Below are 24,483 nucleotides of genomic sequence, written 5' to 3' on the forward strand. Positions count from 1 at the left end.
CACACCAGTATCGTGATGAAGACCCAACCGTCCCCCATCCGTCGCCTCTCCCCCGCCTCGGCGTTCGCCCTGGCGCTCGCGGGCGCCCTTTCGCTGACGGCAGCCGGGCCAGCCTTGGGCGGCGAAATGCGGATCGTGATCCAGGATCAATCGGTGGCGCGGATGGTGTCGCTGGGCGGCTCCTGCACCGCCTGCGAGCTGTCGGGCCGCAATCTGTCGGGCGCCACCTTCACCGGTGCCTCCTTCCTGAATGCGACCCTGGTTGGCGCCAATCTGCGCGGCGCGGAACTGATGGGCTCCAACTTCTCCAGCAGTGACTTCACGCGCGCCGACCTGCGCGGCGTGTCGATGACCGGGGCCAACTTCTCGGACGCCGACTTCACCAACGCCAATCTGTCAGGCGTGGAAGCTCAGGGATCGCGCTTCGTGCGCGCCCGGATGGGCAATGCCAATCTGTCGGGATCCGAGTTGATGGGGGCGAACTTCAACGGGGCGGAGCTGAACAACGCCAATCTGCGAGGTTCTGAACTGATGGGGGCGACGCTCGCCAATGTTCGGGCCGCGCGGGCCGACCTTTCCCAATCCGAGATCAACGCCGCCAATCTATCGAACGGCGACTTCACCAGCGTCAGCTTCCGGGGGTCGGAACTGAACAGCGCGCGCCTGACCGGCGGCACCTTCACCCGGGCGGACTTCACCGGCGCCCAGATGAACCGCACCGATATCCGGGGCACGGATCTGACACGCGCCCGAGGACTGACCCAAGACCAGATCGGTCGGGCGTGCGGGGATCAGACCACTCGCCTGCCTGGCGGCCTGACCGTGCGCGCCTGCAGCGGCGCCAGTGTTCGAATCATCCGCGCAACGCCGCCCCCGCCTCCTGCGCCGCCGGCGCCGCCGGCGCCGCCTCGTGTACGACGCTTCGCGTTGGCGGATGGCCATTGACGCCGGTTTGAAGCCTCCCCGCCCCGCGATCGCCTGCCGCGTCGACGTCTGGCTATGGCGCGCACGCTTCGCCAAGACCCGGACCTTAGCGGCCGCCATGGTTGAGCGGGGCGCCGTGCGGCTCACCCATAACGGCGTCCAGACCCGCCTCGACAAACCAAGCCGCTCTGTGCACGTCGACGACGAACTCGTCTTCGTCCAGGGCGGCCGCCTGCTCGCCCTCCGGATTTCGGGTCTGGGAGAAAGGCGCGGCCCTCCGCAAGAGGCCCGCGCCCTTTACCAGCTTCTTGACGAACCTGAGGCCAGACCGCCTGCTGGACGCCCCTAGGTCTTGAGGACGAACTCGCCTTCAAGATGCAGCTTCACCTCGTCGCCGATGGCCGGAAGAGCGTAGTTGATGCCGAACTCGGAACGCTTGACCGTCGCCTCCCCGTCGAAGCCGATCTTGTAGCCGCCGCCCATGGCGGGGCCGGCCTGGTTGAACTGCACTTCCATCTTCACCGGCCGCGTCACGCCGCGCAGGGTCAGTTCGCCATAGACGTCGGCTTCGGTTGGATCCTCGCTGTCGATCTCGATGCGGGTCGAACGGAAGGTGGCGGTCGGACGGTTGGCCGTGTCGAAGAAGTCCGCCGTCTGCAGGTGGCGATCCAACCCGTCCGAGTTGGACGCCACATCGGTCAGCGGGATCGTCGCCGTCAACGTGCCGGCCGAGGGGTTGGCCGGGTCGATGGTCAGCTCAGCCTGCACGTTCACGAACTGGCCAATGTAGGTCGAGAACCCCAGATGATCGACCTTCCAGGTGATCTTGCCGTGCTCGGAGTCCAGCGCATAGGCGCCAGCGCGCACCTCGGCGGGGTTCTTGGTGTTGGCCGACTGCGCCACGACGCCGCCGGACGCCAGCAGACTGAGGGCGGCCGCGCCAGCCAGCAGGGGTTTGAACAGGGTCTTCATCAGCGGTCTCCGAAAGGACGATCTGTAATCGCCATTGATGCGGATTAGTACGTCTGCCGTCAAGCCGGTGTTGACATGCCGGCGGGCGGCGGCCATGTCCCCGGCCTCTCCCAACCTGACGCCGCGCGCCCCTCGCCCATGACCTACATCGTCACCGACGCCTGCGTGAAATGTAAGTTCATGGACTGCGTCGAGGTCTGTCCGGTGGACTGCTTCTACGAGGGCGAGAACTTCCTGGTCATCGCGCCTGACGAATGCATCGACTGCGGCGTGTGCGAACCGGAGTGCCCGGTCGACGCCATCGTGCCCGACACCGAGGACGAGCCGGACGGCAAGTGGTTGCAGATCAACGCCGAGTACGCCAAGGCCTGGCCCAACATCACGGTCAAGGGCACGCCGCCGGCCGACCGCGAGCAGTACGAGCGCGAAACCGGCAAGTTCGAGAAGTATTTCAGCCCCAAGCCCGGGAAGGGATCCTGACCGCTTTCGGCACGGGGATTCGCCGCGGCGCGTGTCCCGCGCTGTGGATGTTTTGAAATTCGCGCATTTTGTGATAGGTTACTGTCATTGGGTCGGGCGGTAAGCGAATTCCTCGCGCCGCCCGCGTTTGCGAATGAATCCCGTCCATAGCAGGCGGGGTCGGCCAGAGGTTTGGTGATCCGTTTCCGCTTCGACAAGTGAGTTCATCCGCCCCGACGAGACCCTCGCCGGATCGGACGATCTGTTGTCCCTGCGCCTTCGCCTCGCCCTTCCCTGTTGCCGGGAAAGGACTGACATGACGAACAAAAGCGGTCTGGAGTTCAAGGTCGGCGACGCCGTCGTCTATCCCGCCCACGGCGTCGGCAAGGTCGCCGCCGTCGAGACGCAGGAAGTCGCGGGCATGAGCCTGGAAGTCTATGTGGTCACCTTTGACCACGAGAAGATGACCCTGCGCGTTCCGACCAAGAAGGCCGCGACGGCCGGCCTGCGTTCGCTGGCCGCCGACGACACCGTCACCCGCGCCCTGACCACGCTGAAGGGTCGCGCCCGCGTCAAGCGCACCATGTGGTCGCGCCGCGCCCAGGAGTACGAAGCCAAGATCAACTCGGGCGACCTGATCTCGATCGCCGAAGTGGTCCGCGACCTGCACCGCGCCGACACCCAGCCGGAACAGTCCTACTCCGAGCGCCAGCTGTATGAATCGGCGCTGGACCGCATGGCGCGCGAAGTCGCCGCCGCCAATAAGATCGACAAGGACGCGGCTGTCGAACTGCTGGCCAAGTCGCTCAGCGCCAAGAAACCGATCGTACCGGCCGCCGAAGCCGCCTGATCGGCTGAAGCCTCAGACTTCTGGAAAGGCCCGGGTCCGCCCGGGCCTTTCTTGTTTCATGACCTGAGGCCGCGCAGCGCCAAGCCGTGGCGATAGGCGGCAATGTCGGCCAGCACCTCGTCCAGCGCCCCCTGTACGCGATCAAGCGCCGCCGGCGCCATGGTCGATGGGGCCGATTCCGCTTCGGCGCACAGCAGGGCCAGGCGGCGCGCTCCCACGCCCCCCGCCGTGCCCTTCAACGTATGTACGGCGTCCCGCCACCCCTCGATCTCCGGGCGCAGCAGCCGCGACCAAAGCGCCGCCTGTTCGACGAACAGGTCCAGCACCTCCTCCGACACGGCGTCGTCGCCGCCTGTCGTCGCTTCAAGGACGTTGAAATCCACTGCCCCAGTCAGGTCTCGCAGAGCCATGGCGCCCTCCCCCTCGGCGCCGCCCTGTCGGACGGCAGATCCTTCAGAAACGGCTTGCGCCCCGCAGCGCAAGCCTCTAAATGCAGCCCCCTTCGGCCAAGCGCCGAAGCCAGACGATCGGTCCGGGTGATTAGCTCAGTTGGTAGAGCAGCTGACTCTTAATCAGCGGGTCGTAGGTTCGAACCCTACATCACCCACCATCGTCGTATCGGCGCGCCTGCGCGTCGCTCGCTGGCAACCCGTGCAGATGTCGATCATCGGCCGATCCCCAATGCGTTGATGAGCCGTGGGCCACTAGCGTCGATTGCGACACACCCCATGTTCCCCGCCCCACGATCGCTAAAGGAGCAAGGCCATGTCGGCGCAGGAGCCAGCACGCAACACCGCATCCGGGACCGAAATTCCGCTTCTGGGCTTCGGGACTTGGCAGCTCGAGCCTGAAGACGCCCGCAGGATGGTCGCGGAGGCCATCGCGATCGGCTATCGCCACATCGACACGGCCTTCATCTACCACAACGAGGCCGCAGTGGGTCAGGGCATCGCCGACTCCGGCGTCGCGCGTGACGAGTTGTTCGTCACCACCAAGATCTGGGTGGACAATTTCCGCAACGGCGATCTGCAGAGGCAGGCGGAAGAGAGCGCCGGTCGGCTGGGCCTCACGCCCGACCTGTTGCTGCTGCACTGGCCCAAGGCCCGCCCGCCGCTGGCGGAGACCGTCGTGGCTCTCAACGATGCGCGACGCCGCGGCTTCACCCGCCATATCGGTCTGTCGAACTTTCCTTCGGCCGAGTTTCGACGGGCCGCGGCACTGTCGGACGCGCCGCTGATGACCAACCAGGTGGAGTACCACCCCTTCCTGTCGCAGAAGACCTTGATCGCAACAGCTTCGGCTCTGGGATCATCCATCACCGCCTGGTCTCCGCTCGCCCAGGGCCGGGTGGCCGACGACCCGGCCCTCCGCGACATCGCCGAAGCCCACGGCAAGACACCTGGACAAGTCGCCCTGCGCTGGCTGATTCAGCAGGATGTCATCGCCATCCCGCGGACGACCAAAGAGATTCGGGCACGCGAGAATTTCGACATCTTCGATTTCAATCTGACCGAGGACGAGATGGCCCGCATCCACGCCCTGGCGCGACCCGACGGCCGCATCGGCGATTGGCTGGACCCCGCATTTCGCTGGGACGCCGACTAGGCCGGCTCAGGGCTGGCGTTCGATCGTCAAAGCATACGGCCCGGTCTGGGCTGGGCCATAGCTTCGGGCGCGGACGACATAGACTCCGTCTTCTGGGGCCGTCCAATCCAGCCGGGCGTGGGTGTCCGACAGACCATCGTCATCGAACGCGAGGCGCCGAAACGGCTCGGCTTCGCGGCCGATCTCAACGAAGGCGTCGAACGCATTCGACACCATGGTCAGGCGCAGCTTGTCGCCCGCCTTCCCCTGAATTCTGTACATGTCGGCCAGCGCGCCGTCTTCAGTCAGCGTGTCGTCGTCATCCAACACGGCGCGAACGGTCGATCCGATCAACAGGCTCCCCGCCGCGGGCTGCGGCCCGCGGTCGATCAGTTCCAGTGAAAACAGCCCTGACGACCCCGCCCCCAGCGGCATGGCCCGGATGATGTAGTCACCCGTCGCCGGCGCTGTATAGCTGAGCTGCGCGTCTGTGCCTTCGCCAAGACCGTCGTCATCGCTGGCCGAAGCGACGAAGGGTTCTACCGCCTCTCCCAATTCCAGATAGGCGTCGAAATCCCCGGATCGCATGATCGCGCGTATGCGCTGGCCCTGCGCTGCCGAAAAGCGATAGGCCGCAAAGGGGCGCCCATTGTCATCAACCGAGCCATCCTCGCTCACCTCCCCCTGCACGGTCTGCCCGAAAGCTAGGGGCTCAGGTTTCGGAGGCGGCGGCAGTTCGTCGAGCGAAAGGCGGTAGGCCCCCTCGCCTCCTCCGCCGAAGGCGCGCGCCTCCACCACATAGCTCCCGTCGGCCGGCAGTTCGCGAATCAGCCGAGCGTCCGTGCCCTCGCCCAAGCCGTCGTCATCCGACCCAAGAGATTCACGCGAACCATCCGCCAGCTCGTGGAACAGCTCCAGATAGGCGTCGAAGTCCCCCGAGGTCAGGGTCATCCGTACCCGCTGGCCCTCACGTCCGTCGAAGCGAAATGCGTCGGCGCGCTGCCCGGCGTCGTTGACCGGACTGCTGTCTCCCAGCCGCCCTTCCGCAGGTTGGCCCACGGCGATCCCGCGCACGTCACCGCGCATGGGTCCGTCGCCGATGAGCAGGGTGAACGTCCCGTCACCATCCCCGGCGAACGAGGTGGCTCGGATCACGTAGTCGCCCCGCTCCGGAGCCGTGAAGACCAGGAAGGCGTTAAGCCCGTCGTCGCCATCGTCATTGGCGGCCAGTTCGTCGAACCCGCCCCGGCTCAGGCGGCCGATGCGCACCATCGGGTCGAAATCCGTGCTGTTCAGGCGAAGCGACACCCGCTGATCGCGGCTCAGCCGAAGCGAAAAATCTCGATACGCCCGACCCTCCTCGTCCTCGGGCGCAGTCGCGTCTAGACGCCCCTGGGTCTCTGAACCCACGCGTACGCCCTGCGGCCTTCCGGCCCTCGGCGGCGCTGCTCGTTCCGACACCGACAGGACGTATTCCCCCGTCTCATCCCCGCCCAGGCTCTGCGCGCGCAGGACGTAGACGCCGTCACGCGGCGCCGCGAAGCGCAAGCGGGCGTCTGTCCCCTGCCCCAGACCGTCGTCGTCGCTGGCCAAGGGCTCGTCGGCGGCGTCTTCATAGATCCCTAGCCAAGCGTCGAAGGCATCTGACCGCAGAACGGCCTCGATCCGCTGACCGGCGCGCAGCCTCAGGCGATAGTCCGCGCGTATCCCGGCCCCGGCCGACGCGTCGGCCTCGCTCAGAGAGCCCTCGACCGCCCGTCCTAGCTCCAGGGGCTGCGTCGTTTGCGCAGTGACGGAGGGGGCCAGCAGGCTCAACACGGCGCAGACGGACGCGGCGGCCAGATAGCGATTGCGCATGGAGGGGTCCCTGAAATGAATGACCGATCATAGACGCGCGGCGAGCCGATCTGTAAATCGCTCGGCATCGAAGTTTCGTCAGAATCCGGAGGCCCGCCATGGCGGACGAACCTGCGCGCGCCGACATCATCGACGGCAAGGCCTTCGCTGCGGTCCTGGTCGACCGCGTCGCCGTTGCGACGGCGCGGTTAAAGGCTGCGAACGGCGTCACGCCAGGCCTGGCGGTGGTCATCGTGGGCGAGGACGCCGCCAGCCAGCTCTACGTCCGCAACAAGGGCGAGACGACCCTTCGCGCCGGCATGCGGTCCGACACCCATCGCCTCTCGGCAGGCGCGACACAGGCTGAACTGCTGGACCTGATCGCCGAGCTGAACGCCGACGCGGGCATCCACGGCATCCTGGTCCAACTGCCTTTGCCCGACCACATCGACGCTGCGGCTGTGCTGGATGCGATCGACCCCGACAAGGATGTAGACGGCTTCCACGTCGTCAACGCCGGCCGGTTGGCCGTTGGACTGCCCGGTCTGGTGCCCTGCACGCCGTTGGGCTGCTTGATGCTGCTCAAGGATCGGCTCGGTTCTCTATCCGGCCTGAACGCTGTCGTCGTCGGCCGCTCCAACATCGTCGGCAAGCCCATGGCGCAGCTTCTTCTCGGCGAAAGCTGTACGGTCACCATCGCCCATTCCCGGACGCGCGACCTGGCCGCGCTGTGCCGCACCGCCGACATACTGATCGCGGCCGTCGGTAGAGCGGAAATGATCGGGGGCGACTGGATCAAGCCGGGCGCCACGGTGATCGACGTGGGTATCAATCGCGTGCCTTCCCGTGACCCGGCCAAGGCCGCCGAGGGGCGAACACGCGTCGTCGGCGACGTCGCCTTCGAGGAGGCGGCGCGTGTCGCGGGCGCCATCACCCCGGTGCCGGGCGGCGTAGGACCAATGACGATCGCCTGCCTGCTCGCCAACACCTACGCCGCCGCCTGTCGTGCAACCGGGTCTGACCCTGAGGATTTATCTCAATCCACTTGAAGGGGCGGTCCGGAACGTTGATATCTGCGCCCCTCGATCGCGAGGGGGAGGTTTCAATGATCGGTTCTGGCGCTCGGGCTCTTGCAATCGCTGTGGTTGTGGCGACGCCCCTTTCGGCCTGCGGCTACAACGCCATTCCGACCAAGCAGGAGCGCGCCGAGGCGGCCTGGGCCGACGTCCAGAGCCAATATCAGCGTCGCGCTGACCTGATCCCGAATCTGGTCGCCACCGTCCAGGCCGCAGCGGTTCAGGAACGGACCACCCTGACCCAGGTCACCGAAGCTCGGGCCCGCGCCACGGGGGTCACCGTAAGCCCCGAGACGCTCAACGATCCCGCCGCCTTCCAGCGCTACCAGGCCGCCCAGGGCGAACTGAGCCAGGCCCTCTCGCGCCTCCTGATGGTGGTGGAGAACTATCCGCAGCTCCAGGCCAACCAGAACTTCCTGACCCTTCAGGCCCAGTTGGAGGGCACCGAGAACCGGATCAACATCGCGCGGCGCGACTACAATGAAGCAGTGCGCGACTACAATACGTCGCTGCGCACTTTCCCGACCGTGCTGTGGGCCAAGACTGCGCACGCGGGCGCCCAGCCCATGCAGTTGTTTGCTGCATCGGCGGCGGCTCAGACTGCACCGACGGTGACCTTCGATTTGGGCGCTCCTGCCCAGCCTGCGGCGGCCGCCCAGTGAGGCTGGTGTCGCTGGCGCTAGCCAGCCTGGCGTTGCTGATTGGTCTGGCGGCTGCAGGCGATCTTCGCTCGCAACCCCGCTTCCCGCCACTCGAAGGTCCAGTGGTCGACCAGGCGGGCTTGCTGGACGAAGGCGCGCGCCAATCGCTCTCTCGCGACCTGTCGGCGCTCGAGGCCGATTCGGGGGCCCAGGTCGTGGTGGTCACGGTCGACAGCCTCCAGGGCTTGGAAATCGAGGACTACGGCTATCAGCTTGGCCGCGCGTGGGGCATCGGCCGGGAACGTCGCGACGACGGCGTGCTGCTGATCGTGGCGCCGGTCGAACGCAAGGTGCGGATCGAGGTCGGCTACGGCCTCGAGCCCGTGCTGACTGACGCCCTTTCAGCCCGCATCATCCATGACGAGATACTCCCAGAGTTCAGGCGAGGCGCTTTTCAGTCAGGCATTCTGCGAGGCGCCGACGCGATCGAGCGTCAGCTGCGCATGGAGCGAGCGGACGCCGAGGCGCTCGCAGCCCGCGCCCAGGCGCCGCGCACGGGTCTTCCGGCGGGCCCGATCATCGTCATCGCGCTGGTGTTTCTATGCATGTTCGTCGCGGCCTGGGGCGCCGCCGCGTCCAGCAGCGGGCGCAGGCGCAGGCGACGCGGGGTCGCGCCGATTCTCATCTGGGCTGCGAGCGACCTGCTAAGTCGGTCGACTGGCCCGACGCGTTCTCGCGGCCGCTGGGGCGGCGGGTTCGGCGGCGGTGGTTTTTCGGGCGGAGGCGGAAGTTTTGGCGGCGGCGGGGCCTCGGGCGGATGGTGATGCAGTTCACGGATCATGACCATCGCCGCGTCGCCGATGCGATCCGTCGCGCCGAGGCGACGACTTCGGGCGAGATATTCTGCGTGATCGCGCGCCAGGTGTCGTCCTACCGCGACGTGCCTCTGGCCTGGGCGGCGGCTTGTGCATTGATCCTGCCGCTTCTTCTGATCCCGCTCGGCTTCGACCCCGCCTGGTTTCCGGGCATCGCCGACAGTTGGGAAGCGGGCCATCTTGCGGCCCGCGACATCACGATCGGCAAGGCGCTCGCCGCCTATGGAGTCCTGCAGGCCGCTGTGTTCCTCACGGTGTTCATGGTCGTCTCCATTCCCGCGGTCCGCTATCGTCTGACGCCGCGGCCCATGCGACGCGCCCGCGTCCGCCGCGCAGCGATGCAACAGTTCCTTTCCCATGGGCTTCAGTACACCGAGGATCGCACTGGGGTGCTCATCTTCGCGGCCTTGGAGGATCATCGTGTGGAGATCATCGTCGACGAAGGCATCCATGAGCGGGTGGATCGCGAGGTCTGGGGGGATGCCGTCGAAGCGATGACGCGACAGCTCAAAAAGGGTCGTCCGGTCGAGGGGTTCGAGATCGCGATCGCGCTCTGCGGCCAGGTGCTGGCTCAGGAGTTTCCGCCGGCGCCCAGGGACCGTAATGAACTGGCTGATCGGCTGATCGTGCTGTAACGCCCGATTAGGGTCGCAATCACCTCCGAAAGAGCTGCGGCCAAGCCGGGATCTCATGCCTCGTCTTCTGACTTACAATGTGCACCGCTGTCTGGGTGTCGACAGACGTCTGGACGTCGATCGCATCGTCCATGTCATAGCCGAACACGAGCCGGACATCGTCTGCCTCCAGGAGCTGGATGTCGGGCGCGCGCGGACGGGCGGGGTCGATCAGGCCGAAGAGATAGCCTCCCGCCTTTCGATGGTGTCGAGGTTCCATCCGGCGATGCGCGTGGAGAAGGAGCTTTATGGCGACGCCATCCTGACGCCTCACCCGGAGGTCCTGGTCAAGGCTCAGGCCCTTCCCACCATTCGCGGCATTCGGGGCCTCGAACCGCGAGGCGCGCTCTGGTCGAGGATCGAGCTTGGCGGCGCGCAGATCAACGTCATCAACACCCACCTCGGGCTGGTCCCGCGCGAGCAACGGCTCCAGGCTATCGCCCTGATCGGACCGGAGTGGGTCGGGGCCTGCGACGGCCCCACGATCCTGACGGGAGACTTCAACGCCACGTCATTGACCAGGCCCTACCGCACCCTGACCCGACGCCTGGACGACGCTCAGAGACGACTGGGCCTGAAGCCCTCGGTGAAGACCTTCCCATCCGGGTTTCCGGCCATTCGAATTGACCACTTCTTCGTCAGCGCGGAGGTTCGGGTCACGGGCATTCGAGCGCCCTATTCGCCGCTGGCCCGCGCCGCCTCGGACCATCTGCCGCTCGTCATGGATTTCGAGATCGGGGCCTAGCGTCAGCCCGGCGCCTGCCCCCCTTCGGACTTCGGGCGGGTACGCTGCGAGCGCAGTCGACGCAGCCAGGGTCTCCAGGCGTCGGCGCTGGACGAGGGATCACCCAGCTGCCACTCAGCGATCGCTCTTTCGATCCAGCGCGGCTCCTGTGCGCCCAGGGCGAACATGCGGCCGGTGTCGAACCGCCGCACGGCCTCTCCCACCGAGCCCATGACCGCCTCGGCGGCATCGAAGGTTTCGCCGGAAACGCCGATGAAGTGACCGATGCTCCTGTGCCGAAAGCGCCGGATCGCGGCTCGGCCGGCTTCGTCGCGCGGCTCGACGGCCACGTCGCACTCCGTGTCGAGCCCCATGGATCGGTTGTTCAGATTGGTCGACCCGATCCTCAACAGGCGGTCGTCGAACACGGCGACCTTCGAATGCACGATGATCCGTTCGCCGGCGACGGTGCGTGGGCTGAAGGCGGAGAAACGATGATGCTTGTCCGCCGCCTCGAGGCGGTACAGCACCTCAGCGCGCGCCGTGTCCATCGTGAAGCTGTCGAACCAGGACGGGCTGCGGCCCGTTGAGACCAGTACGATTTCAGGTCCATCCAGCTCCGCCAGCCGTTCCGCCAGAGCAGCCGCCAGGATCGGCGAAGTGAAGTACTGGTTCTCCAGATAGATCAGCCGCCGGGCGCGCTTGATCGCCTCCAGATACAGAGTTTCGTTCTCGCGGACCTCGGCGCGTCCCGCCCAGGCCGGCTCGGTGCGCGCGATCGCGACCGGGGCTTCACGGATGTCCGGTTCGACGCCGTCCGGCCAGGGATCACCCGGCGCATTGTCCGGCAGCGTCCGCTCCCAGGTGGCGCGGAACCAGCGCTCTCTCGCCAGATCCCCAAGCGCGCGGGCTGCGGGGCCGTCGAAGACGCACATCGTTTCGTGGCGAGGGGCGCAGATGTCTCCCGACGGTCGACAGCGACGCGGGTCGCCGTCCAGATGTTCGACCGAATCCCAGCGGTCGGTTGAGATATCTCCTCCGCCGCAAAACGCCACGGCGTCGTCGATGATCACCGCCTTCTGATGGTGACACGCTCCCATGGGGCCCGGGGCGTCCAGCCGAAACTCGATCATGCGCTTGCGGAACCACCCCTGCGCTCGGTGCGGATAGAAACCTTGCGACGCCGCGATCACGAGCGGCGACTTCCAAATCAGCAGGCGGACTTCCAATTCTGGTCTTTGCTTGACCAGCATGCGGAGCTGATGACCGATCTCCGCCTGACGGTCGGTCGGCCGGGTCTCCGGATCCAGATGGGTGCGCGGGTCGAACTGCCAGCCCAGAACGACGATCGACCTCTGCGCCTTGTGCAGCGCCGACGACAGGGCGTCGAAATAGGCTTCATTTTCCATGAGCACGGCGAATCGATGCGCGACCTCGCTGCGCCAGACGCCTGGAGCGCCGGGACCTGCAAGGTCGCCCTCATAGGCGCCGGTGGCGATGTCGGCGTCTGCGGCCATGCCGCTTCCTCTGCGCTGGATTCGTGACGCTACGGCGAACGTCGGCCCTGAGCTTCATCCGTTTCACGGGCGCCCGTTGCGGTCAACGCGGCCTGTTTGCGCTTGAGCGGAAAAACGAGCATAAAGCACACAGGTTTGGAGAAGGAACGACGCAGGTGCAGGCGTTGATCGAATTGATCGCCGGCTTCGTCGCGCTTCTGGCCTCGGTGGCCCTGTCGCAGTTCGGCGTCGACATGCAGACACCGCGCACCCCGCCTCAGGAAGTCCGGCGCGTCGAGGATTGCGCGGGCGCCGCAACGGCGCCCAATAGCGTGCCTGCTCCCATCGAACATCACTGCTAGGCCTCGCACTTCGGTTTCATCCCCGGTTCAGTCGTTCTGCGGGTTTCCGCCGTGCCCTGCAGCCGCTAGGTTCGCCGCCCGCGGCCGCGTCCGACAGGGCCGTCAGTTCGTGAGATTGCTCGCCGATGAAATCCCGCCGACGGCCGCCGCTGAATCTGACTGAAGCCGAACCCTCGCCGGATGCGGTCGGCGTCGACGCTGCGCCTGATCCGTCCCTGGCGCCGATCGAACCGAGCGCTGAGCCGGTCGTACCCGAGCCCGAAGCTGCCGACCGCCCCATGTCCGAACGCCAGCGTCGTCGGCTTGAGCAGGCGCGGCTGCAAGGCGACGCCACACCTGCCGGCGTCGAGATGACCCGCTCGGCCGACGCGCCGCCCGCCGTGTCCTCTCCCTCGCACACTCCCGTTCTGCCCGACCATGCACCGCGCGGAGAGCCGGCTCGTCACGCCTACGCCTTGGCCGCACTCGCGTCGGTCTTGTGGATCGGCGGCGTGGCGTCGTGGCTGGCGTACGAGGTCGGCGCCGGCGGCGCGGAGCTGAACGCCTTGCGCGTCGCGCTCTTCTCACTCGTCGCCCTCGCCCCGGTCGGTCTGGCGCTTATGCTGGCGCATGCGTCGCGACACGCAGCCGCCCTGGCGCTCGAAACCCGTCGCGCTCGCGACCTTTCCAATGCCCTGGTGGCTCCGACGGCCCTCGCCGCCCGCGAGGCTGGTCAGGTGCTTACAGGCTTGCGCGGAGACATCGACCACGCCGCTCTGGCGGCTGAGCGCGCGCGCAACGACATGGCTCTGCTGCGCGAGGCTCTGGCCGAGGAGACCCGACGTCTGAACGAGGCCGCAGAAACCGCCGGCCGAACCGCGCGCGAGCTGGCGGCACAGCTGGGCGCGGAACGCGAGGCCATGGGCGGACTGGGCGAACGCCTGGACCGCCAGGCCGCCGGCGTGGTCGAGGCGGTCGAGCGTCAGTCGCGCATGGTCGGCGACGCGTCCGACCTGGCTCAGGCCCAACTGCGCGAAGCGGAGGCCGCCCTCGCCGCCCGCGCCGCGGACCTGGCCGCCGCTGCGGGCGAGGCCCAGGACGCCGCCCGCGCCGCCTCCGACGACCTGGCTCGTCAGACGCTGCGACTGGAGACCGCCGGCTCTGGAGTCGCCGAGCAGATCCACGCGGTCGAGGAGGGGCTTGGACAGCAGCGCGCATCCCTGGTCACCGCCGCCTACGCCCTGCGCACCGATCAGGAGGATTTCTCCGCCCAGGTGGAAAGCCAGCGGGCCCAGCTCGTGGAGCAGTTGTCCGCCACCCGCCAGGCGTCCAGCGAACTGAACCGCGTCTCGGCCCAGACCCGTCAGTCGATGCGCGAACTGGTCGAAGCCGCCGGCGATCAGTTCAAGGCCCTCGTGGAGATGTCGCAGCGCGAGGCCGACGGTTTTGACAACGCCACCAAGCTTGCGCTCGACCGCTTCGAGGCCCTCGCCGCCGAATCTCGTGATCTTCTCATCGAGGAGACCCGGCGGGCGTTGGAGGCGATGAAGGCGACAGCCGACGAATCGCGAGCCGCAGCCGCAGACGCCGCCCATCAGGCGCAGATTCGGGCGGATCGCCTCGGCGAGGCCCTGTTCGAGGCCGCACAGAAGGCCGACCAGGCTGCAGACGCCCGCATCGAAGGGGCCCGCCGCATCGTCGGCGAAACGGCCGACATGGTGGATCAGACCGGCGAGCAAGTGTTGAACCGCCTCGAAGCCATGCTGGAGCGAATGGCCAGGGCGTTGTCAGACGTCGACGCCGCCGTGGCCCAGGTCGACGCACGCACCGCGCGCCTGCCCCAGGAGGCGCGCGACCGCGTCGAGGCTGTACGGACAAGCGTCGAACAGGGACTGGCCGCTCTGTCGGACGCCTCTCGCAAGGCGGCCGAAGACACCGCTGCGGTCGAAGCAGGCTTCCAGGACCGGGTGCGCCGCAACTACGACATGCTGACTGAGGCGGTGAAGCTGATGGGCGTGGTGTCCGGCGACGCCGCGCCGCGCCGCCGAGATCTGGGCCTCGACGCAGAGCCGGCGCGCCCCGAGGAACGCGACGGCCTGCGCGGTCGACTGAAGCTGGAGGCCGCCCCCAAAGGCGCCGACTCGCAGAGTTCTGTCCGCGGCGACGCCGGGCTGGACTGGGCGGACCTCGGGCGGCCGGAGCCGGATCAGAAGCCCGCGCCCCCCCCGGTCGAGCGGGATCTCGACAATCTGACCGATCGCATTACCGCCGCCATCCGCCGCATGGGCGTTGATCCGAACGCCCTGTTGCCGCGCGCTCGGGTCGAAGAGGCCGCGCGGGCCCTCGCGTCCGGCGATGCGGAGGCGGCTCGGCATATCGTGCGTCGCGTCGCCCCTGCGGCCGTTCGCAGCGTCTCGCGCCGCGTTTTGGCCGACTCTGGCCTGCAGGCCGAGGCCGAAGCCTATGTGCGGGCCATGAGCCGTGCCATGGCGCCCGCCGCCTCCCGACGCGACGACGCGGAAGTGCTGGCGCGCCTATCCACGGACGGCGGGCGGGCCTTCATGCTGCTGGACGCGGCCATCGGCGACCTGGCCTGAGCCAAGATGCTTGACGCCGGGGCTGCGATGAGGCGAGTTCTCTTCCCGCTGTTGCAGAGCGCAGCGGAGGGGCCATGACGAACATTGACGTCGAACCGACGCCGCGCGATCGCCGCCCCTCCATCGTCATCTGCGCGTGGGAGCGCCACGACGCAGGGTGGGACCTCTTCGAAGACCTGTCCGGGGAGCCCTGGAGCCCCGAAGGGGCGCGCACGGTGACACCCGAGCGCGCCGATCTTCAGGCTCTGACCGATCTGCTGGACAATCAGAACTGTCGCGCTCTCCTGCTGGTCGGACGTAGTCGATCGAACGACGGGTTCCGCGTTCAAATGAGAGCGGAGAACCGGGGCGCCGACAATGGCGAGCGCTTGGCCCCGACCGGACCGGGCGTCGTGCGCGCCACGGCCCCTGTGGCCGAAATGGTCCGCGCACTCAACGCCGCCGGCTTGGCTGCAAGCTCGACCTCTGAGGCAGAACAGGACGCCGGCAGCCAACTGCTCTATCGAGTTCTCAATGGCTTGCGCGATGGGCAGGCCACGCCCTCGATCGGCCTTCTGCGCGCGCCCTCCCGCGCGCCTGCCGATGAGGTGCGGCGCGCCGTCAAGGCTGCGGCCGAGGCGATGATGGGGCGCGATCCGGCTTCCCTGGCCCGCGCGTGATTGACGTCGGAACGGGCGGCTTCAGACTCGACCATGACCCCATCCCGCAATCTGCTGGTCTTCGCCGCGTTGAACGGCGCTCTGGGCGTAACCTTGGGCGCCTTCGCCGCGCACGGAGCGTCGCCGCAGGTCAAGACCTTGCTCACCACGGGGGCTCAGTACCAGCTGCTGCATGCCGTTCTCGCGGTCGCCTGCGCGCTGTCGAGCGCCCGCACGATCCACCTGGCGGGATGGCTGGGGGCCTCGGGCGGGCTGGTGTTCAGCCTGGCGCTCTGCGCGCTCGGCCTGCTCAGTCTGTCGGCCATGGGCGCGGTCGCCCCGCTTGGCGGCCTGCTGATGCTGGCGGCCTGGGTCTTGCTCGCTTTCGCCGGTCTGCGCCGACATCGCAACGCCGGCTGATCCCCTTCTCGTCTCTTCTGGAGTTCCATGGCCTTTCCTGCACCGACCGCCCCCCGCCGCGACCTGCACCCCGAAATCGAGCCCTACGCTTCCGGCTTCATGGCGACCGAGGGGGTACACGAAATCTACTATGAAGAGAGCGGCAATCCGCAGGGCCGCCCCGTCATCGTGTTGCATGGGGGGCCAGGCGGTGCGGTCAATCCGACCATGCGGCGCTACTTTGACCCGGCGCGGTATCGGATCATCATGTTCGATCAGCGCGGCTGTGGGCGCTCTCGACCTCACGCCTCTCTGGAAGAGAACACGACCTGGCGTCTGATTGAGGACATCGAACGACTGCGCGAGCGCCTTGGCGTCGATCGGTGGGTGGTGTTCGGCGGTTCCTGGGGATCGACCCTGTCGCTGGCCTACGCCATCACCCATCCTGATCGAGCGATCGCCCTGGTGTTGCGAGGCATCTTTCTGATGAGCCGCAAGGAGTTAGAGTGGTTCTATCAGGATGGCGCATCCATGATCTTGCCCGACGCCTGGGAGCGGTTCGTCGCCCCTATCCCTGAGGCGGAGCGCGGGGACCTCATGGCGGCCTACAACCGGCGGCTGCTGGGCGACGACGTGGCCGAGCGGGAACGCTGCGCCATCGCCTGGTCCAGCTGGGAAGGCGAGACCGTGTCGGTCCAGGGTCCGTCGGGTCTGCCGGACAAGTTCGCCGAGCCGCACTTCGCCGTAGCCTTCGCGCGGATCGAGAACTGGTACTTTACGAACGGCGGATTCTTCGAGAGCGAGGACTGGATTCTTCGAAACGTCGACCGAATCCGAGACATTCCCGCTTGGATCGCTCAGGGCCGTTTCGATGTGGTGACCCCCATGGACGCAGCCTGGCGCCTGCACCGGGCTTGGCCCGAAGCCAGGCTGGAGGTGATCGGGGACGCCGGCCATGCCTCATCCGAACCCGGCATCATCGACAGCTTGGTGCGCGCAACCGACTGGGCCGCCGACCTGTAGCGGCCGACGACCCGGGCATGGTCAGTGTTTCTCGGTCCAGCGGTCTTTGGCTTCGTCCTTGGTGAGGCTGAGGAAGACCTTGTCTTCTTCGATGCGCGAGACCCAGCTGACCGGAATGTAGTGGTGCTTGAAGCCGCCGGCGAGATCGAGCTTGGCCAGCTCGATCTGGTCGCCCTTGACGTGGTCGACGCGGCCGACGTGACCGCCGTCGGAGCCAACGACTTCTTGATGTTCCTTGATGAGCGAAGCGTCTAGCATGGCCGTCTCCTTCTGTTTCAGACCTGGGCGTTAAACACGCGCTGGCGGGTCCGGTTCACATCGGCGGAGCGTTATCGTGGGCGAGATCGTCAATCTGAACCGGGCGCGCAAGGCGCGCGAAAAGGTGCAAGCCAAGCGCACGGCCGAGATCAACCGCACGACCTTCGGCCGCAACCGAGCCGAGCGCGAGGCGGCGGATCGTGAGCGCGAAAAGGCCAAGACCGCCTTGGACGGCCATCGCCGCGACGACGACTAGGCCGAGGCGGATTTCCTGGGCGCCCAGCTAAGGGCCAACTGCCCAGCCAGCACCAGAAGCAGTCCCACGAGCGCCGAAGGCCCGAACCTCGCGCCCTCGAACAGCACCGACACGCCCATGGCGATCGGCGGGGTCAGAGCGGAGATGTAGCTGGCCAGCGCATAGCCGCGCGCCCGGGCGATAGTGAAATACAGTCCGAACGCGATGACCGAGCCGAACAGCGACAGATACAGCAGCGAGATGACATAGGCCGGCGTCCACTCCACAGCCCAGGACACGCCGGTCACAAACCCGAACAGGCCGAGCAAGACCGTCCCGTACGCCATGGCCCAGGCGGTGCCCGCCAGAACGCCCGCCCCGGCCTGCTGGCCGCGCCAAGCGAACCAGTTGCCGAAGGCCGAGGCGATGACCGCGATTAAGGACAAGCCGACCCCCAGCGCGGCGCGCTCGCTGAGGCCCGCCGCCAAAATTTCTCCGCCCGACAGCACCGCAACCCCGATGACGCCCAGGGCGGCGCCGAGCCAAGCCGTCTTCGCCGCCTTCTGACCCGAGGCCAGGCGGAACAGGATCAGGTTCACGAAGGCCAGGGCCGCGAAGATCACCGCCACGATGGCCGACGCGATATTCTCCTCCGCGCGATAGACGCACAGGTAGCTGACCGAAAAGGCGAAGCCGCCCTGCCCCAGCACGGCCAGATGCTGACGCGCCGTCAGGCCGATGCGCCCGCCGGTCGCCTTGACCACGGCGAACAGCACTACGGAAGCCAGGCCGAACCGCATCACAACGGACACGACAGGGTCGACCGCGCCCAACTGATGGGTGATCGCGTACCAGGTCGTGCCCCAGATCAGGGCGCAGACGGCCACACCTCCGAGGGCGAAGACGGAAGCCGGCATGGCGGTGCGATTCGAAGTGCTCACGAACGGCCTCTAGCACCCGGTTTTGCTGCGCGCGCTACACGTCTCGCATCGCTCTGTGACGGCGGCCGTTATGGGCTAGACTGTTACGGCCAGGAGAGAAGCCATGCGTCTTGCCCTCACCGCCCCGCTCGCCGCCGTCATCGCCGGATGCGCGGCCACGCCCCCCATCATGTCGGAGCAGCGCGGGGTGGATGTCACCGTGACCTACCGCGAGCGCATCCTTCTGCCGCCCGGCCATACGCTGCGCGTCACTCTGGCCGACGTCAGCCTGGCCGATGCGCCGTCAAGGACTCTGGCGGAAACAGCGCTGGAACTGGAGGGGCGAGCACCGCCTTACTCAGTACGGTTGTCCACAGACGCCGCCCAGTTGGACCCGCGCCATGAGTACGCCGTGCGCGCGGAAATCCGCGACCCGGCTGGCGTGCTCCGGTTCACGACAGACACCCGCCATTCCGTGCTGACGCGCGGCGCGCCGGATCGGGCGGACATCGTGCTCGTGGGCGTGCGCGCCCCTTGAGCGGACTGGTCAAGCGATCAGTCCTGCTGTCCGGCCACGCCACTTCGGTCGCGCTGGAACCGGAATTCTGGGCCGTGCTCGATGCAATCGGAGCCGAAATGAGCCTGGGTCGTGCGGCTCTTCTGATCCGCCTGGACGAACGTCGCGGCAGACGCCCCCTGGCCTCCGCATGCCGCCTGCTCGCGCTGGAATGGACTGCCGGGGATCGCAGCTTCGCCGCCGATTGACAGCGCGTCGCGACGCGCGCCTGCTGCGCGCGATGACGATCAACCGCCCCGGCTTCGCGCGCGCCTGGCGCACCCTGTTCGCCCTGATCGGCGCGGGCGCCCTGGCGCTGCAGTATGGCCTCATGATCGGCGGCCAGCCAGCCGGCGCTGTAGGCGACGCCACCCTTCGGTTCTTCAGCTTCTTCACCATCCTGACCAACGTGCTGGTGGTCGTGGCCCTGGCCGCGCCCGTGCTGTGGGAGCGGACCGGCCTGGGGCGCTGGGCCGGGAGCGAGGGCGTGCGCGCCGCCGTGGCGCTCTATATCGGCGTTGTCGGGCTGATCTACCACCTGCTGCTGGCGCGCGTCTGGGATCCTCAAGGGTGGCAGCTGGTCGCGGATGTGGCGCTGCACACGATCATGCCGCTGGCCTTCTGGGCCGACTGGCTGCTGTTCACGCCCAAGGGCCGGCTGCGCTGGATCGACCCGCTGAAATGGCTGGCTTACCCACTGGCCTATACAGGCTGGACGCTGGTTCACGGCCTGACGAGCAGTTGGTGGCCCTATTGGTTTTTGAACGTCGACCAGCAGGGTTGGTGGCGGACGGCGGGCTGGGCCGGCCTGGTCCTGGCGGTGTTCCTGGTCATCGGCCTGTTCCTCGTCATGCTGGATCGCGTCTTTGGACGAGGTGACACGGACCGCCGGGCCGCTTAAGCGTCAGCCCATGGCCTACAAGTCCCTTCGCGATTTCATCGACATTCTAGAGGCGGAGGGCGAGCTGGTGCGCGTCGCCGAGCCGGTCTCGACGCATCTGGAAATGACCGAGATCCAAACCCGGCTGCTGCGCAACGGCGGCCCGGCGGTCATATTTGAAAAGCCGGTGATGCCGGACGGCTCGATCAGCCCCATTCCCTGTCTGGCCAATCTGTTCGGCACTGTGAAGCGCGTCGCCATGGGCGTGACGCTGGAGAAGAAGAACCGCACCACCGCCGCCGAGCTGCGTGAGGTCGGCGAGCTGCTGGCCTTTCTGCGCAATCCGACACCCCCGCGCGGTCTGGGCGACGCCATGGAGATGCTGCCCCTGATGCAGACTGTCATGGCAATGCGCCCCAAGACGGTGAAAAAGGCGCCGGTGCAGGAGGTCGTGCTGACCGGCGATCAGATCGACCTGACCCGCCTGCCGATCCAGGGCTGCTGGCCCGGCGAGCCGGCGCCGCTGATCACCTGGGGCCTGGTCGTCACCAAGGGGCCGTCCGACGACCGCGAGGACGACTTCAACCTGGGCATCTATCGGATGCAGGTGCTGGGCAAGGACAAGGCCATCATGCGCTGGCTGGCGCATCGCGGCGGGGCGCAGCATTACGCCCGGCACAAGAAGGCCCGGCCGACCGAGCCCCTGCCCTGCGCGGTCGTGCTGGGCGCTGATCCTGGAACCATCCTGGCGGCGGTCACGCCTGTGCCGGACACGCTGTCCGAGTATCAATTCGCCGGCCTGATGCGCGGCGCCAAGGCCGAGTTGGTCCCGTGCAAGACGGTGCCGCTGATGGTGCCGGCCAACGCTGAGATCGTGCTGGAGGGCCATGTGCTGCTGAACGAGCACGCGGCGGAAGGCCCCTATGGCGACCACACGGGCTACTACAACTCGGTCGAGACCTTCCCTGTGTTCCAGGTGACGGCGATCACCATGCGCCGCGACCCGATCTATCTGACCACCTTCACCGGCCGGCCGCCGGACGAGCCCTCGGTGCTGGGAGAGGCGCTGAACGAGGTCTTCATCCCCCTGCTGCGTCAGCAGTTTCCGGAGATCGTAGACTTCTGGCTGCCGCCCGAGGGCTGCAGCTACCGCATCGCCGTGGTGTCAATGAAGAAGGCCTATCCGGGCCACGCCAAGCGGGTGATGCTGGGCGTGTGGAGCTATCTGCGCCAGTTCATGTACACGAAGTGGGTCATCGTGGTGGACCACGACATCGACGCCCGTGACTGGAAGGACGTCATGTGGGCCATCTCGACCAAGATGGATCCGGCCCGCGACATCACCGTCATCGAGAACACCCCGATCGACTATCTGGACTTCGCCAGCCCCGAGAGCGGCCTGGGCTCCAAGATCGGTCTGGACGCCACCGACAAATGGGAGCCTGAGACCAAGCGCGAATGGGGCCAGGAAATCCGCATGGACGAGGCGGTGGTCGAGCGCGTGTCCGATATGTGGGATCGGCTGGGATTGCCTGGCGACAAGACGCCGATCTGGAAATAGGCTGCTGATCGATCAGCCGGGGGGCGGTCTTGAGCGCATTCGAGTTCTTCTTCAGCTTTTACGGCCTGCTTCTGGGCCTGTCCGTTGCCGAACTGGTCGGCGGGTTCGCGCGTGTCCTGCATGAGCGCCAGCGGATCCGATTCGGCTGGCTGACGCCGATGCTGGCGATTTTCGTCGCCATCGACATCACCACCTTCTGGAACCAAGCCTGGGCGATCTTTCGCGGAGCGCCTTACAACATGGCGCTGCTGGTTATGAGCCTGGTGATCGCCGCGACCTTCTACATTGCCGCCAGCGTCACTTTTCCGCGCACCTCGGCCGAGGGCGCGCACGGACGCATTGATCTGGATGAGCATTTCTGGTCGCACCGGCGGCTGGTCTTCACCTGCATCCTGATAGCCAATCTGATCGTGGCCCTGCTGGTCATTATCTTGGCCATGGCCAATCCAGGCTTCGCCCAGATGGCGAGCTCGCCCCGCCTCTGGATCGGCCTGGCGGTCTTCGTCCTTGGCACGGCGACGGCGGCGATCGCGCCGTGGCGTCCCGTAGTGGTGGCGGCGATGGTCGTGGTGCTGGGCTACACCCTGTGGAATGTCGCGCGCGCAGCCGGCGTGCTGATCGCCAGCGGCGGGTGGTCGCCGCCCGGCGCCGCATGACTTGCCGATCCCATCAGATTGGCCGAGGAAACCGAATGCGCAATGTCCTGCTGATTTCGGCCCTGGCCGCCCTGACCGCGAGTCCCGTCATGTCCCAAGACCGTTCCGTGCCCAACGCTGCGCCGTGGGATCAGGCCTTCCTGCCGCCGGCGCCGGAATGGAACGGCGCCAGCCGCGCCCTGCTGCGCGAGCCCGGCGATCGCTGGGCGACGGACTTCGAGCGTGACCCCGCCCTCGACTTCAGCCCGAACTATGCTGACACGCGCGCCTGGTTCGACCGGCTGGATCAGGCCTCGGACCTGATCCGCATCGAAGAGTTCGGGGTTTCACCCGAAGGCCGTCCGATCTACGCCGTCATCGCCTCCAAGGACGGCGCCCAGTTCGATCCGTCCAAGCCAGTGCTGCTGGCCCAGGCCGGCATCCACCCCGGCGAAATCGACGGCAAGGACGCCGGGATGATGCTGCTGCGCGACATGGCCTTCTACGGCAAGTCGGACCTGCTGGACCGCGTCAACTTGATCCTTATCCCGATCCTGAGCGTCGACGGTCACGAGCGGGCCAGCGTCTACTCCCGTCCCAATCAGCGCGGGCCGCGCATCCAGGGCTGGCGCCACACGGCGACCAACCAGAACCTGAACCGTGACTACATGAAGCTGGATCAGGCCGAGATGCAGGCTGTGCGCAGCCTGATCCTGAAGTACCGCCCGGACCTCTACGTCGACATCCACGTCACGGACGGCATGGATTATCAGTACGACGTCACCTACGGCTACAATGGCGAGAACGGGGTGTGGAGCCGCAGTCCGGCGACCGCCTCGTGGCTGGACGAGGCGTTCAAGCCGGCAATGAACGCGACGCTTGAGGCCCAGGGGCACATCCCGGGCGAACTCGTGTTCGGCATCGACTATGAAAACCCACGCGCCGGGCTCAACGACGGCGGATTGGGCGAACGGTTCTCGAACGGCTGGGGGTCGGCCGCCCACGTCCCCACCATTCTGATCGAGAACCACAGCCTGAAGCCCTACGCGCAGCGCGTGCTCGGCACATACGTGTTCCTTGAGGCGGCGATGAACATTCTAGCCGAACAGGGCGCCGGCCTCAGAGAGGCGATCGTCGGCGACAGCGCCCTCCGCCCGGCCCAGGTCCCCGCCAACTTCGAAAGCAATCCAGAGCCGGCCTACACCCGCACCTTCAAAGGCATCCGCTATGAGACCTATCGCAGCGAGGCCTCCGGGCGCGACGAAATCCGCTGGCTGGGCGAGCCCGACCCGGAGTTGTGGCAGCTGCCCTTCTATGGATCACGGCCGACCTTGATGCTGGACCGGCCGCGCGCCTATTGGGTGCCGGGCCATCGGCCTGACCTGATCGAGCGGCTGCGGCTGCACGGGATCCAAATGGAGACCTTGGAGGCTCCGCGCAGGGTCGCGGTTGACATGCTGCGCCTGATCGATCCGGTGCTGTCGGGACGGACCAACGAAGGCCATGTGCCGATCAGCGTGAAGACCGTCGAGGTCGAGCGGCATGATTGGACCTTCCCGACCGGCTCGGTGCGCGTGCCGACTGATCAGCCGCTGGGCGATGTAGCCATCCTGCTTCTGGAGCCCCAGTCTTCCGAGGGCTTCTTCGCTTGGGGCATGATCCCCGAGGTGCTCAACCGCGTCGAATACATCGAGGCCTACGCCATCGCCCCGCTGGCCGACCGGATGCTGGCCGCTGATCCCGCGCTGAAGGCCGAATTCGAAGCCAAGCTGGCCGAAGAGCCGGATTTCGGGGCCAATGCGGCGGCGCGCCTGGCCTGGTTCTATGAGCGCACGCCCTTCTACGATCAGCGATTCCGCCTCTATCCGATTGGACGCGAGCAATGAGCGTCGATGTTCTTGAAGCCATCCACGGCGTCGATCTGGCGCTGCACGCGGCGGCGTTGTGGGCGGGTCTCCTGATCCTTTTCCTGCTGGGCCTGTCCGGTCTGGTGGTCAGGCGCAGGCGGCGGCATCTGGTGGCGTTCGGCGATGGCGGTCACCCCGAGATGACGGCGGCCGCGCGCGCCTTCGGCAACGCGACGGAATATGTGCCGGCCGGCCTGGTCGCGCTGATCCTTCTGGCCCTGGTCGGTTCCCCCGTCTGGATGATCCATGCTCTGGGCGCGACCCTGCTGGTCGGGCGGGCCGTCCATGCGGCGGGCCTGCTGTTTCAGAAGGGCCCGTCTCTTGGCCGGGTGCTCGGCATGCTGCTGACGTGGCTGGCCCTGCTGACGGCGGCCGTGGCGCTGATCGCCTTCGCCGTCATCTGAGCCGCGCGGTTGCGAGGC

General features: G+C 67.1%; 29 protein-coding genes, 1 tRNA gene and 1 pseudogene. 24 read left to right on the plus strand and 7 right to left on the minus strand.

Annotation, left to right across the window (positions count from 1 at the left end; all coding sequences use genetic code 11):
- Positions 1 to 15: 15 nt before the first annotated feature.
- Both E4M01_RS09630 and E4M01_RS14685 read left to right on the plus strand, forming a co-directional pair.
- Positions 16 to 945: a pentapeptide repeat-containing protein gene (locus E4M01_RS09630; RefSeq protein ID WP_135063042.1), complete on the plus strand. Its 930-nt coding sequence runs from the start codon at positions 16 to 18 to the stop codon at positions 943 to 945.
- A pseudogene (locus E4M01_RS14685) lies at positions 935 to 1,027 on the plus strand (hypothetical protein); the annotation flags it as partial. The gene E4M01_RS09630 and the pseudogene E4M01_RS14685, both read left to right, overlap by 11 nt.
- A gap of 3 nt (positions 1,028 to 1,030) precedes the next feature.
- Here the strand turns inward: E4M01_RS14685 and E4M01_RS14690 are convergent.
- Together E4M01_RS14690 and E4M01_RS09640 are read right to left on the minus strand one after the other, a co-directional pair.
- Positions 1,031 to 1,207 carry a hypothetical protein gene (locus E4M01_RS14690; RefSeq protein ID WP_371682927.1) on the minus strand — a complete coding sequence of 59 codons (177 nt, stop codon included), beginning with the start codon at positions 1,205 to 1,207 and terminating at the stop codon, positions 1,031 to 1,033.
- A gap of 62 nt (positions 1,208 to 1,269) precedes the next feature.
- Positions 1,270 to 1,896, minus strand: coding sequence for a YceI family protein (locus E4M01_RS09640; RefSeq protein ID WP_135063038.1), 627 nt, complete (start codon positions 1,894 to 1,896; stop codon positions 1,270 to 1,272).
- A 138-nt stretch (positions 1,897 to 2,034) separates the two neighbouring features.
- On the opposite strand from E4M01_RS09640, the gene fdxA reads away from it, so the two are divergent.
- Complete coding sequence (fdxA, locus tag E4M01_RS09645) at positions 2,035 to 2,376, plus strand: ferredoxin FdxA (RefSeq protein WP_135063036.1); 342 nt, start codon at positions 2,035 to 2,037, stop codon at positions 2,374 to 2,376.
- Positions 2,377 to 2,671: 295 nt separating this feature from the next.
- On the plus strand, positions 2,672 to 3,205 hold the full coding sequence (locus E4M01_RS09650; RefSeq protein WP_135063034.1) for a CarD family transcriptional regulator: 534 nt from the start codon (positions 2,672 to 2,674) through the stop codon (positions 3,203 to 3,205).
- A gap of 56 nt (positions 3,206 to 3,261) precedes the next feature.
- On the opposite strand, the gene E4M01_RS09655 is transcribed toward E4M01_RS09650, so the two are convergent.
- Entirely contained in the window at positions 3,262 to 3,615 is a 354-nt protein-coding gene (locus E4M01_RS09655; RefSeq protein WP_135063032.1) for an Hpt domain-containing protein, read from the minus strand.
- 124 nt (positions 3,616 to 3,739) lie between these two features.
- On the opposite strand from E4M01_RS09655, the gene E4M01_RS09660 reads away from it, so the two are divergent.
- Both E4M01_RS09660 and E4M01_RS09665 read left to right on the plus strand, forming a co-directional pair.
- Positions 3,740 to 3,815: transfer RNA gene (locus E4M01_RS09660), tRNA-Lys, on the plus strand.
- Positions 3,816 to 3,970: 155 nt separating this feature from the next.
- Entirely contained in the window at positions 3,971 to 4,810 is an 840-nt protein-coding gene (locus E4M01_RS09665) for an aldo/keto reductase (RefSeq protein WP_135063030.1), read from the plus strand.
- Positions 4,811 to 4,816: 6 nt separating this feature from the next.
- Here E4M01_RS09665 and E4M01_RS09670 read toward each other — a convergent pair whose 3' ends face one another.
- Positions 4,817 to 6,646, minus strand: coding sequence for a PPC domain-containing protein (locus tag E4M01_RS09670; protein ID WP_135063028.1), 1,830 nt, complete (start codon positions 6,644 to 6,646; stop codon positions 4,817 to 4,819).
- A 98-nt stretch (positions 6,647 to 6,744) separates the two neighbouring features.
- On the opposite strand from E4M01_RS09670, the gene E4M01_RS09675 reads away from it, so the two are divergent.
- The 5 genes from E4M01_RS09675 to E4M01_RS09695 all read left to right on the plus strand — a co-directional run bounded on the left by E4M01_RS09675 (position 6,745) and on the right by E4M01_RS09695 (position 10,636).
- On the plus strand, positions 6,745 to 7,674 hold the full coding sequence (locus E4M01_RS09675) for a bifunctional methylenetetrahydrofolate dehydrogenase/methenyltetrahydrofolate cyclohydrolase (RefSeq protein ID WP_135063026.1): 930 nt from the start codon (positions 6,745 to 6,747) through the stop codon (positions 7,672 to 7,674).
- 56 nt (positions 7,675 to 7,730) lie between these two features.
- A complete protein-coding gene (locus E4M01_RS09680) occupies positions 7,731 to 8,363 on the plus strand; it encodes a LemA family protein (protein ID WP_135063025.1) in 633 nt (210 codons plus the stop codon).
- Positions 8,360 to 9,166 (plus strand): YgcG family protein, encoded by an 807-nt coding sequence (locus E4M01_RS09685; RefSeq protein ID WP_135063023.1) that lies wholly within the window; start codon positions 8,360 to 8,362, stop codon positions 9,164 to 9,166. Before E4M01_RS09680 ends, E4M01_RS09685 begins: the two co-directional genes overlap by 4 nt.
- 83 nt (positions 9,167 to 9,249) lie before the next feature.
- Positions 9,250 to 9,852, plus strand: coding sequence for a TPM domain-containing protein (locus tag E4M01_RS09690; protein ID WP_245158222.1), 603 nt, complete (start codon positions 9,250 to 9,252; stop codon positions 9,850 to 9,852).
- 55 nt (positions 9,853 to 9,907) lie between these two features.
- The gene (locus tag E4M01_RS09695) at positions 9,908 to 10,636 is read left to right on the plus strand and encodes an endonuclease/exonuclease/phosphatase family protein (protein WP_135063019.1); all 729 of its coding nucleotides are present in this window, start codon (positions 9,908 to 9,910) and stop codon (positions 10,634 to 10,636) included.
- A 2-nt stretch (positions 10,637 to 10,638) separates the two neighbouring features.
- On the opposite strand, the gene E4M01_RS09700 is transcribed toward E4M01_RS09695, so the two are convergent.
- Positions 10,639 to 12,132 (minus strand): phospholipase D-like domain-containing protein, encoded by a 1,494-nt coding sequence (locus E4M01_RS09700; protein WP_245158221.1) that lies wholly within the window; start codon positions 12,130 to 12,132, stop codon positions 10,639 to 10,641.
- 155 nt (positions 12,133 to 12,287) lie between these two features.
- Here E4M01_RS09700 and E4M01_RS09705 point away from each other — a divergent pair, with 155 nt between their 5' ends.
- The 5 genes from E4M01_RS09705 (at position 12,288) to pip (ending at position 17,109) form a co-directional block, all read left to right on the plus strand.
- Entirely contained in the window at positions 12,288 to 12,473 is a 186-nt protein-coding gene (locus E4M01_RS09705) for a hypothetical protein (RefSeq protein ID WP_135063017.1), read from the plus strand.
- 125 nt (positions 12,474 to 12,598) lie between these two features.
- The gene (locus tag E4M01_RS09710) at positions 12,599 to 15,049 is read left to right on the plus strand and encodes a tipN (RefSeq protein WP_135063015.1); all 2,451 of its coding nucleotides are present in this window, start codon (positions 12,599 to 12,601) and stop codon (positions 15,047 to 15,049) included.
- A gap of 74 nt (positions 15,050 to 15,123) precedes the next feature.
- Entirely contained in the window at positions 15,124 to 15,708 is a 585-nt protein-coding gene (locus E4M01_RS09715; protein ID WP_135063013.1) for a hypothetical protein, read from the plus strand.
- Between the two features lie 33 nt (positions 15,709 to 15,741).
- Complete coding sequence (locus tag E4M01_RS09720) at positions 15,742 to 16,107, plus strand: DUF423 domain-containing protein (RefSeq protein WP_135063011.1); 366 nt, start codon at positions 15,742 to 15,744, stop codon at positions 16,105 to 16,107.
- Positions 16,108 to 16,134: 27 nt separating this feature from the next.
- Positions 16,135 to 17,109 (plus strand): prolyl aminopeptidase, encoded by a 975-nt coding sequence (pip, locus tag E4M01_RS09725; RefSeq protein ID WP_135063009.1) that lies wholly within the window; start codon positions 16,135 to 16,137, stop codon positions 17,107 to 17,109.
- A gap of 21 nt (positions 17,110 to 17,130) precedes the next feature.
- Here pip and E4M01_RS09730 read toward each other — a convergent pair whose 3' ends face one another.
- On the minus strand, positions 17,131 to 17,367 hold the full coding sequence (locus E4M01_RS09730; protein ID WP_135063007.1) for a DUF2171 domain-containing protein: 237 nt from the start codon (positions 17,365 to 17,367) through the stop codon (positions 17,131 to 17,133).
- A 76-nt stretch (positions 17,368 to 17,443) separates the two neighbouring features.
- Between E4M01_RS09730 and E4M01_RS09735 the strand changes: the two genes are divergently transcribed.
- A complete protein-coding gene (locus E4M01_RS09735; protein ID WP_135063005.1) occupies positions 17,444 to 17,623 on the plus strand; it encodes a DUF4169 family protein in 180 nt (59 codons plus the stop codon).
- Here E4M01_RS09735 and E4M01_RS09740 read toward each other — a convergent pair.
- Positions 17,620 to 18,543: a DMT family transporter gene (locus E4M01_RS09740; protein ID WP_245158220.1), complete on the minus strand. Its 924-nt coding sequence runs from the start codon at positions 18,541 to 18,543 to the stop codon at positions 17,620 to 17,622. The two genes, E4M01_RS09735 and E4M01_RS09740, sit on opposite strands and share 4 nt — an antisense overlap.
- Before the next feature lie 103 nt (positions 18,544 to 18,646).
- Between E4M01_RS09740 and E4M01_RS09745 the strand changes: the two genes are divergently transcribed.
- From E4M01_RS09745 to E4M01_RS09775, 7 genes are read left to right on the plus strand one after another with little or no spacing between them, the layout of a single operon-like run.
- The gene (locus E4M01_RS09745; protein WP_135063003.1) at positions 18,647 to 19,060 is read left to right on the plus strand and encodes a YbaY family lipoprotein; all 414 of its coding nucleotides are present in this window, start codon (positions 18,647 to 18,649) and stop codon (positions 19,058 to 19,060) included.
- A complete protein-coding gene (locus E4M01_RS09750) occupies positions 19,057 to 19,287 on the plus strand; it encodes a ribbon-helix-helix domain-containing protein (RefSeq protein WP_135063001.1) in 231 nt (76 codons plus the stop codon). Before E4M01_RS09745 ends, E4M01_RS09750 begins: the two co-directional genes overlap by 4 nt.
- A gap of 32 nt (positions 19,288 to 19,319) precedes the next feature.
- A complete protein-coding gene (locus E4M01_RS09755) occupies positions 19,320 to 19,979 on the plus strand; it encodes a Pr6Pr family membrane protein (protein ID WP_135062999.1) in 660 nt (219 codons plus the stop codon).
- A gap of 10 nt (positions 19,980 to 19,989) precedes the next feature.
- Positions 19,990 to 21,519, plus strand: coding sequence for a UbiD family decarboxylase (locus tag E4M01_RS09760; RefSeq protein ID WP_135062997.1), 1,530 nt, complete (start codon positions 19,990 to 19,992; stop codon positions 21,517 to 21,519).
- A 29-nt stretch (positions 21,520 to 21,548) separates the two neighbouring features.
- On the plus strand, positions 21,549 to 22,175 hold the full coding sequence (locus tag E4M01_RS09765) for a hypothetical protein (protein ID WP_135062995.1): 627 nt from the start codon (positions 21,549 to 21,551) through the stop codon (positions 22,173 to 22,175).
- A gap of 35 nt (positions 22,176 to 22,210) precedes the next feature.
- Positions 22,211 to 24,040, plus strand: a complete 1,830-nt coding sequence (locus E4M01_RS09770) for a M14 family metallopeptidase (RefSeq protein WP_135062993.1) — start codon at positions 22,211 to 22,213, stop codon at positions 24,038 to 24,040.
- Positions 24,037 to 24,465 carry an MAPEG family protein gene (locus E4M01_RS09775; RefSeq protein WP_135062991.1) on the plus strand — a complete coding sequence of 143 codons (429 nt, stop codon included), beginning with the start codon at positions 24,037 to 24,039 and terminating at the stop codon, positions 24,463 to 24,465. The genes E4M01_RS09770 and E4M01_RS09775 overlap by 4 nt, the downstream gene beginning before the upstream one ends.
- Positions 24,466 to 24,483: the final 18 nt, after the last annotated feature.

This window comes from Brevundimonas sp. MF30-B (assembly GCF_004683885.1).
GTDB lineage: Bacteria > Pseudomonadota > Alphaproteobacteria > Caulobacterales > Caulobacteraceae > Brevundimonas.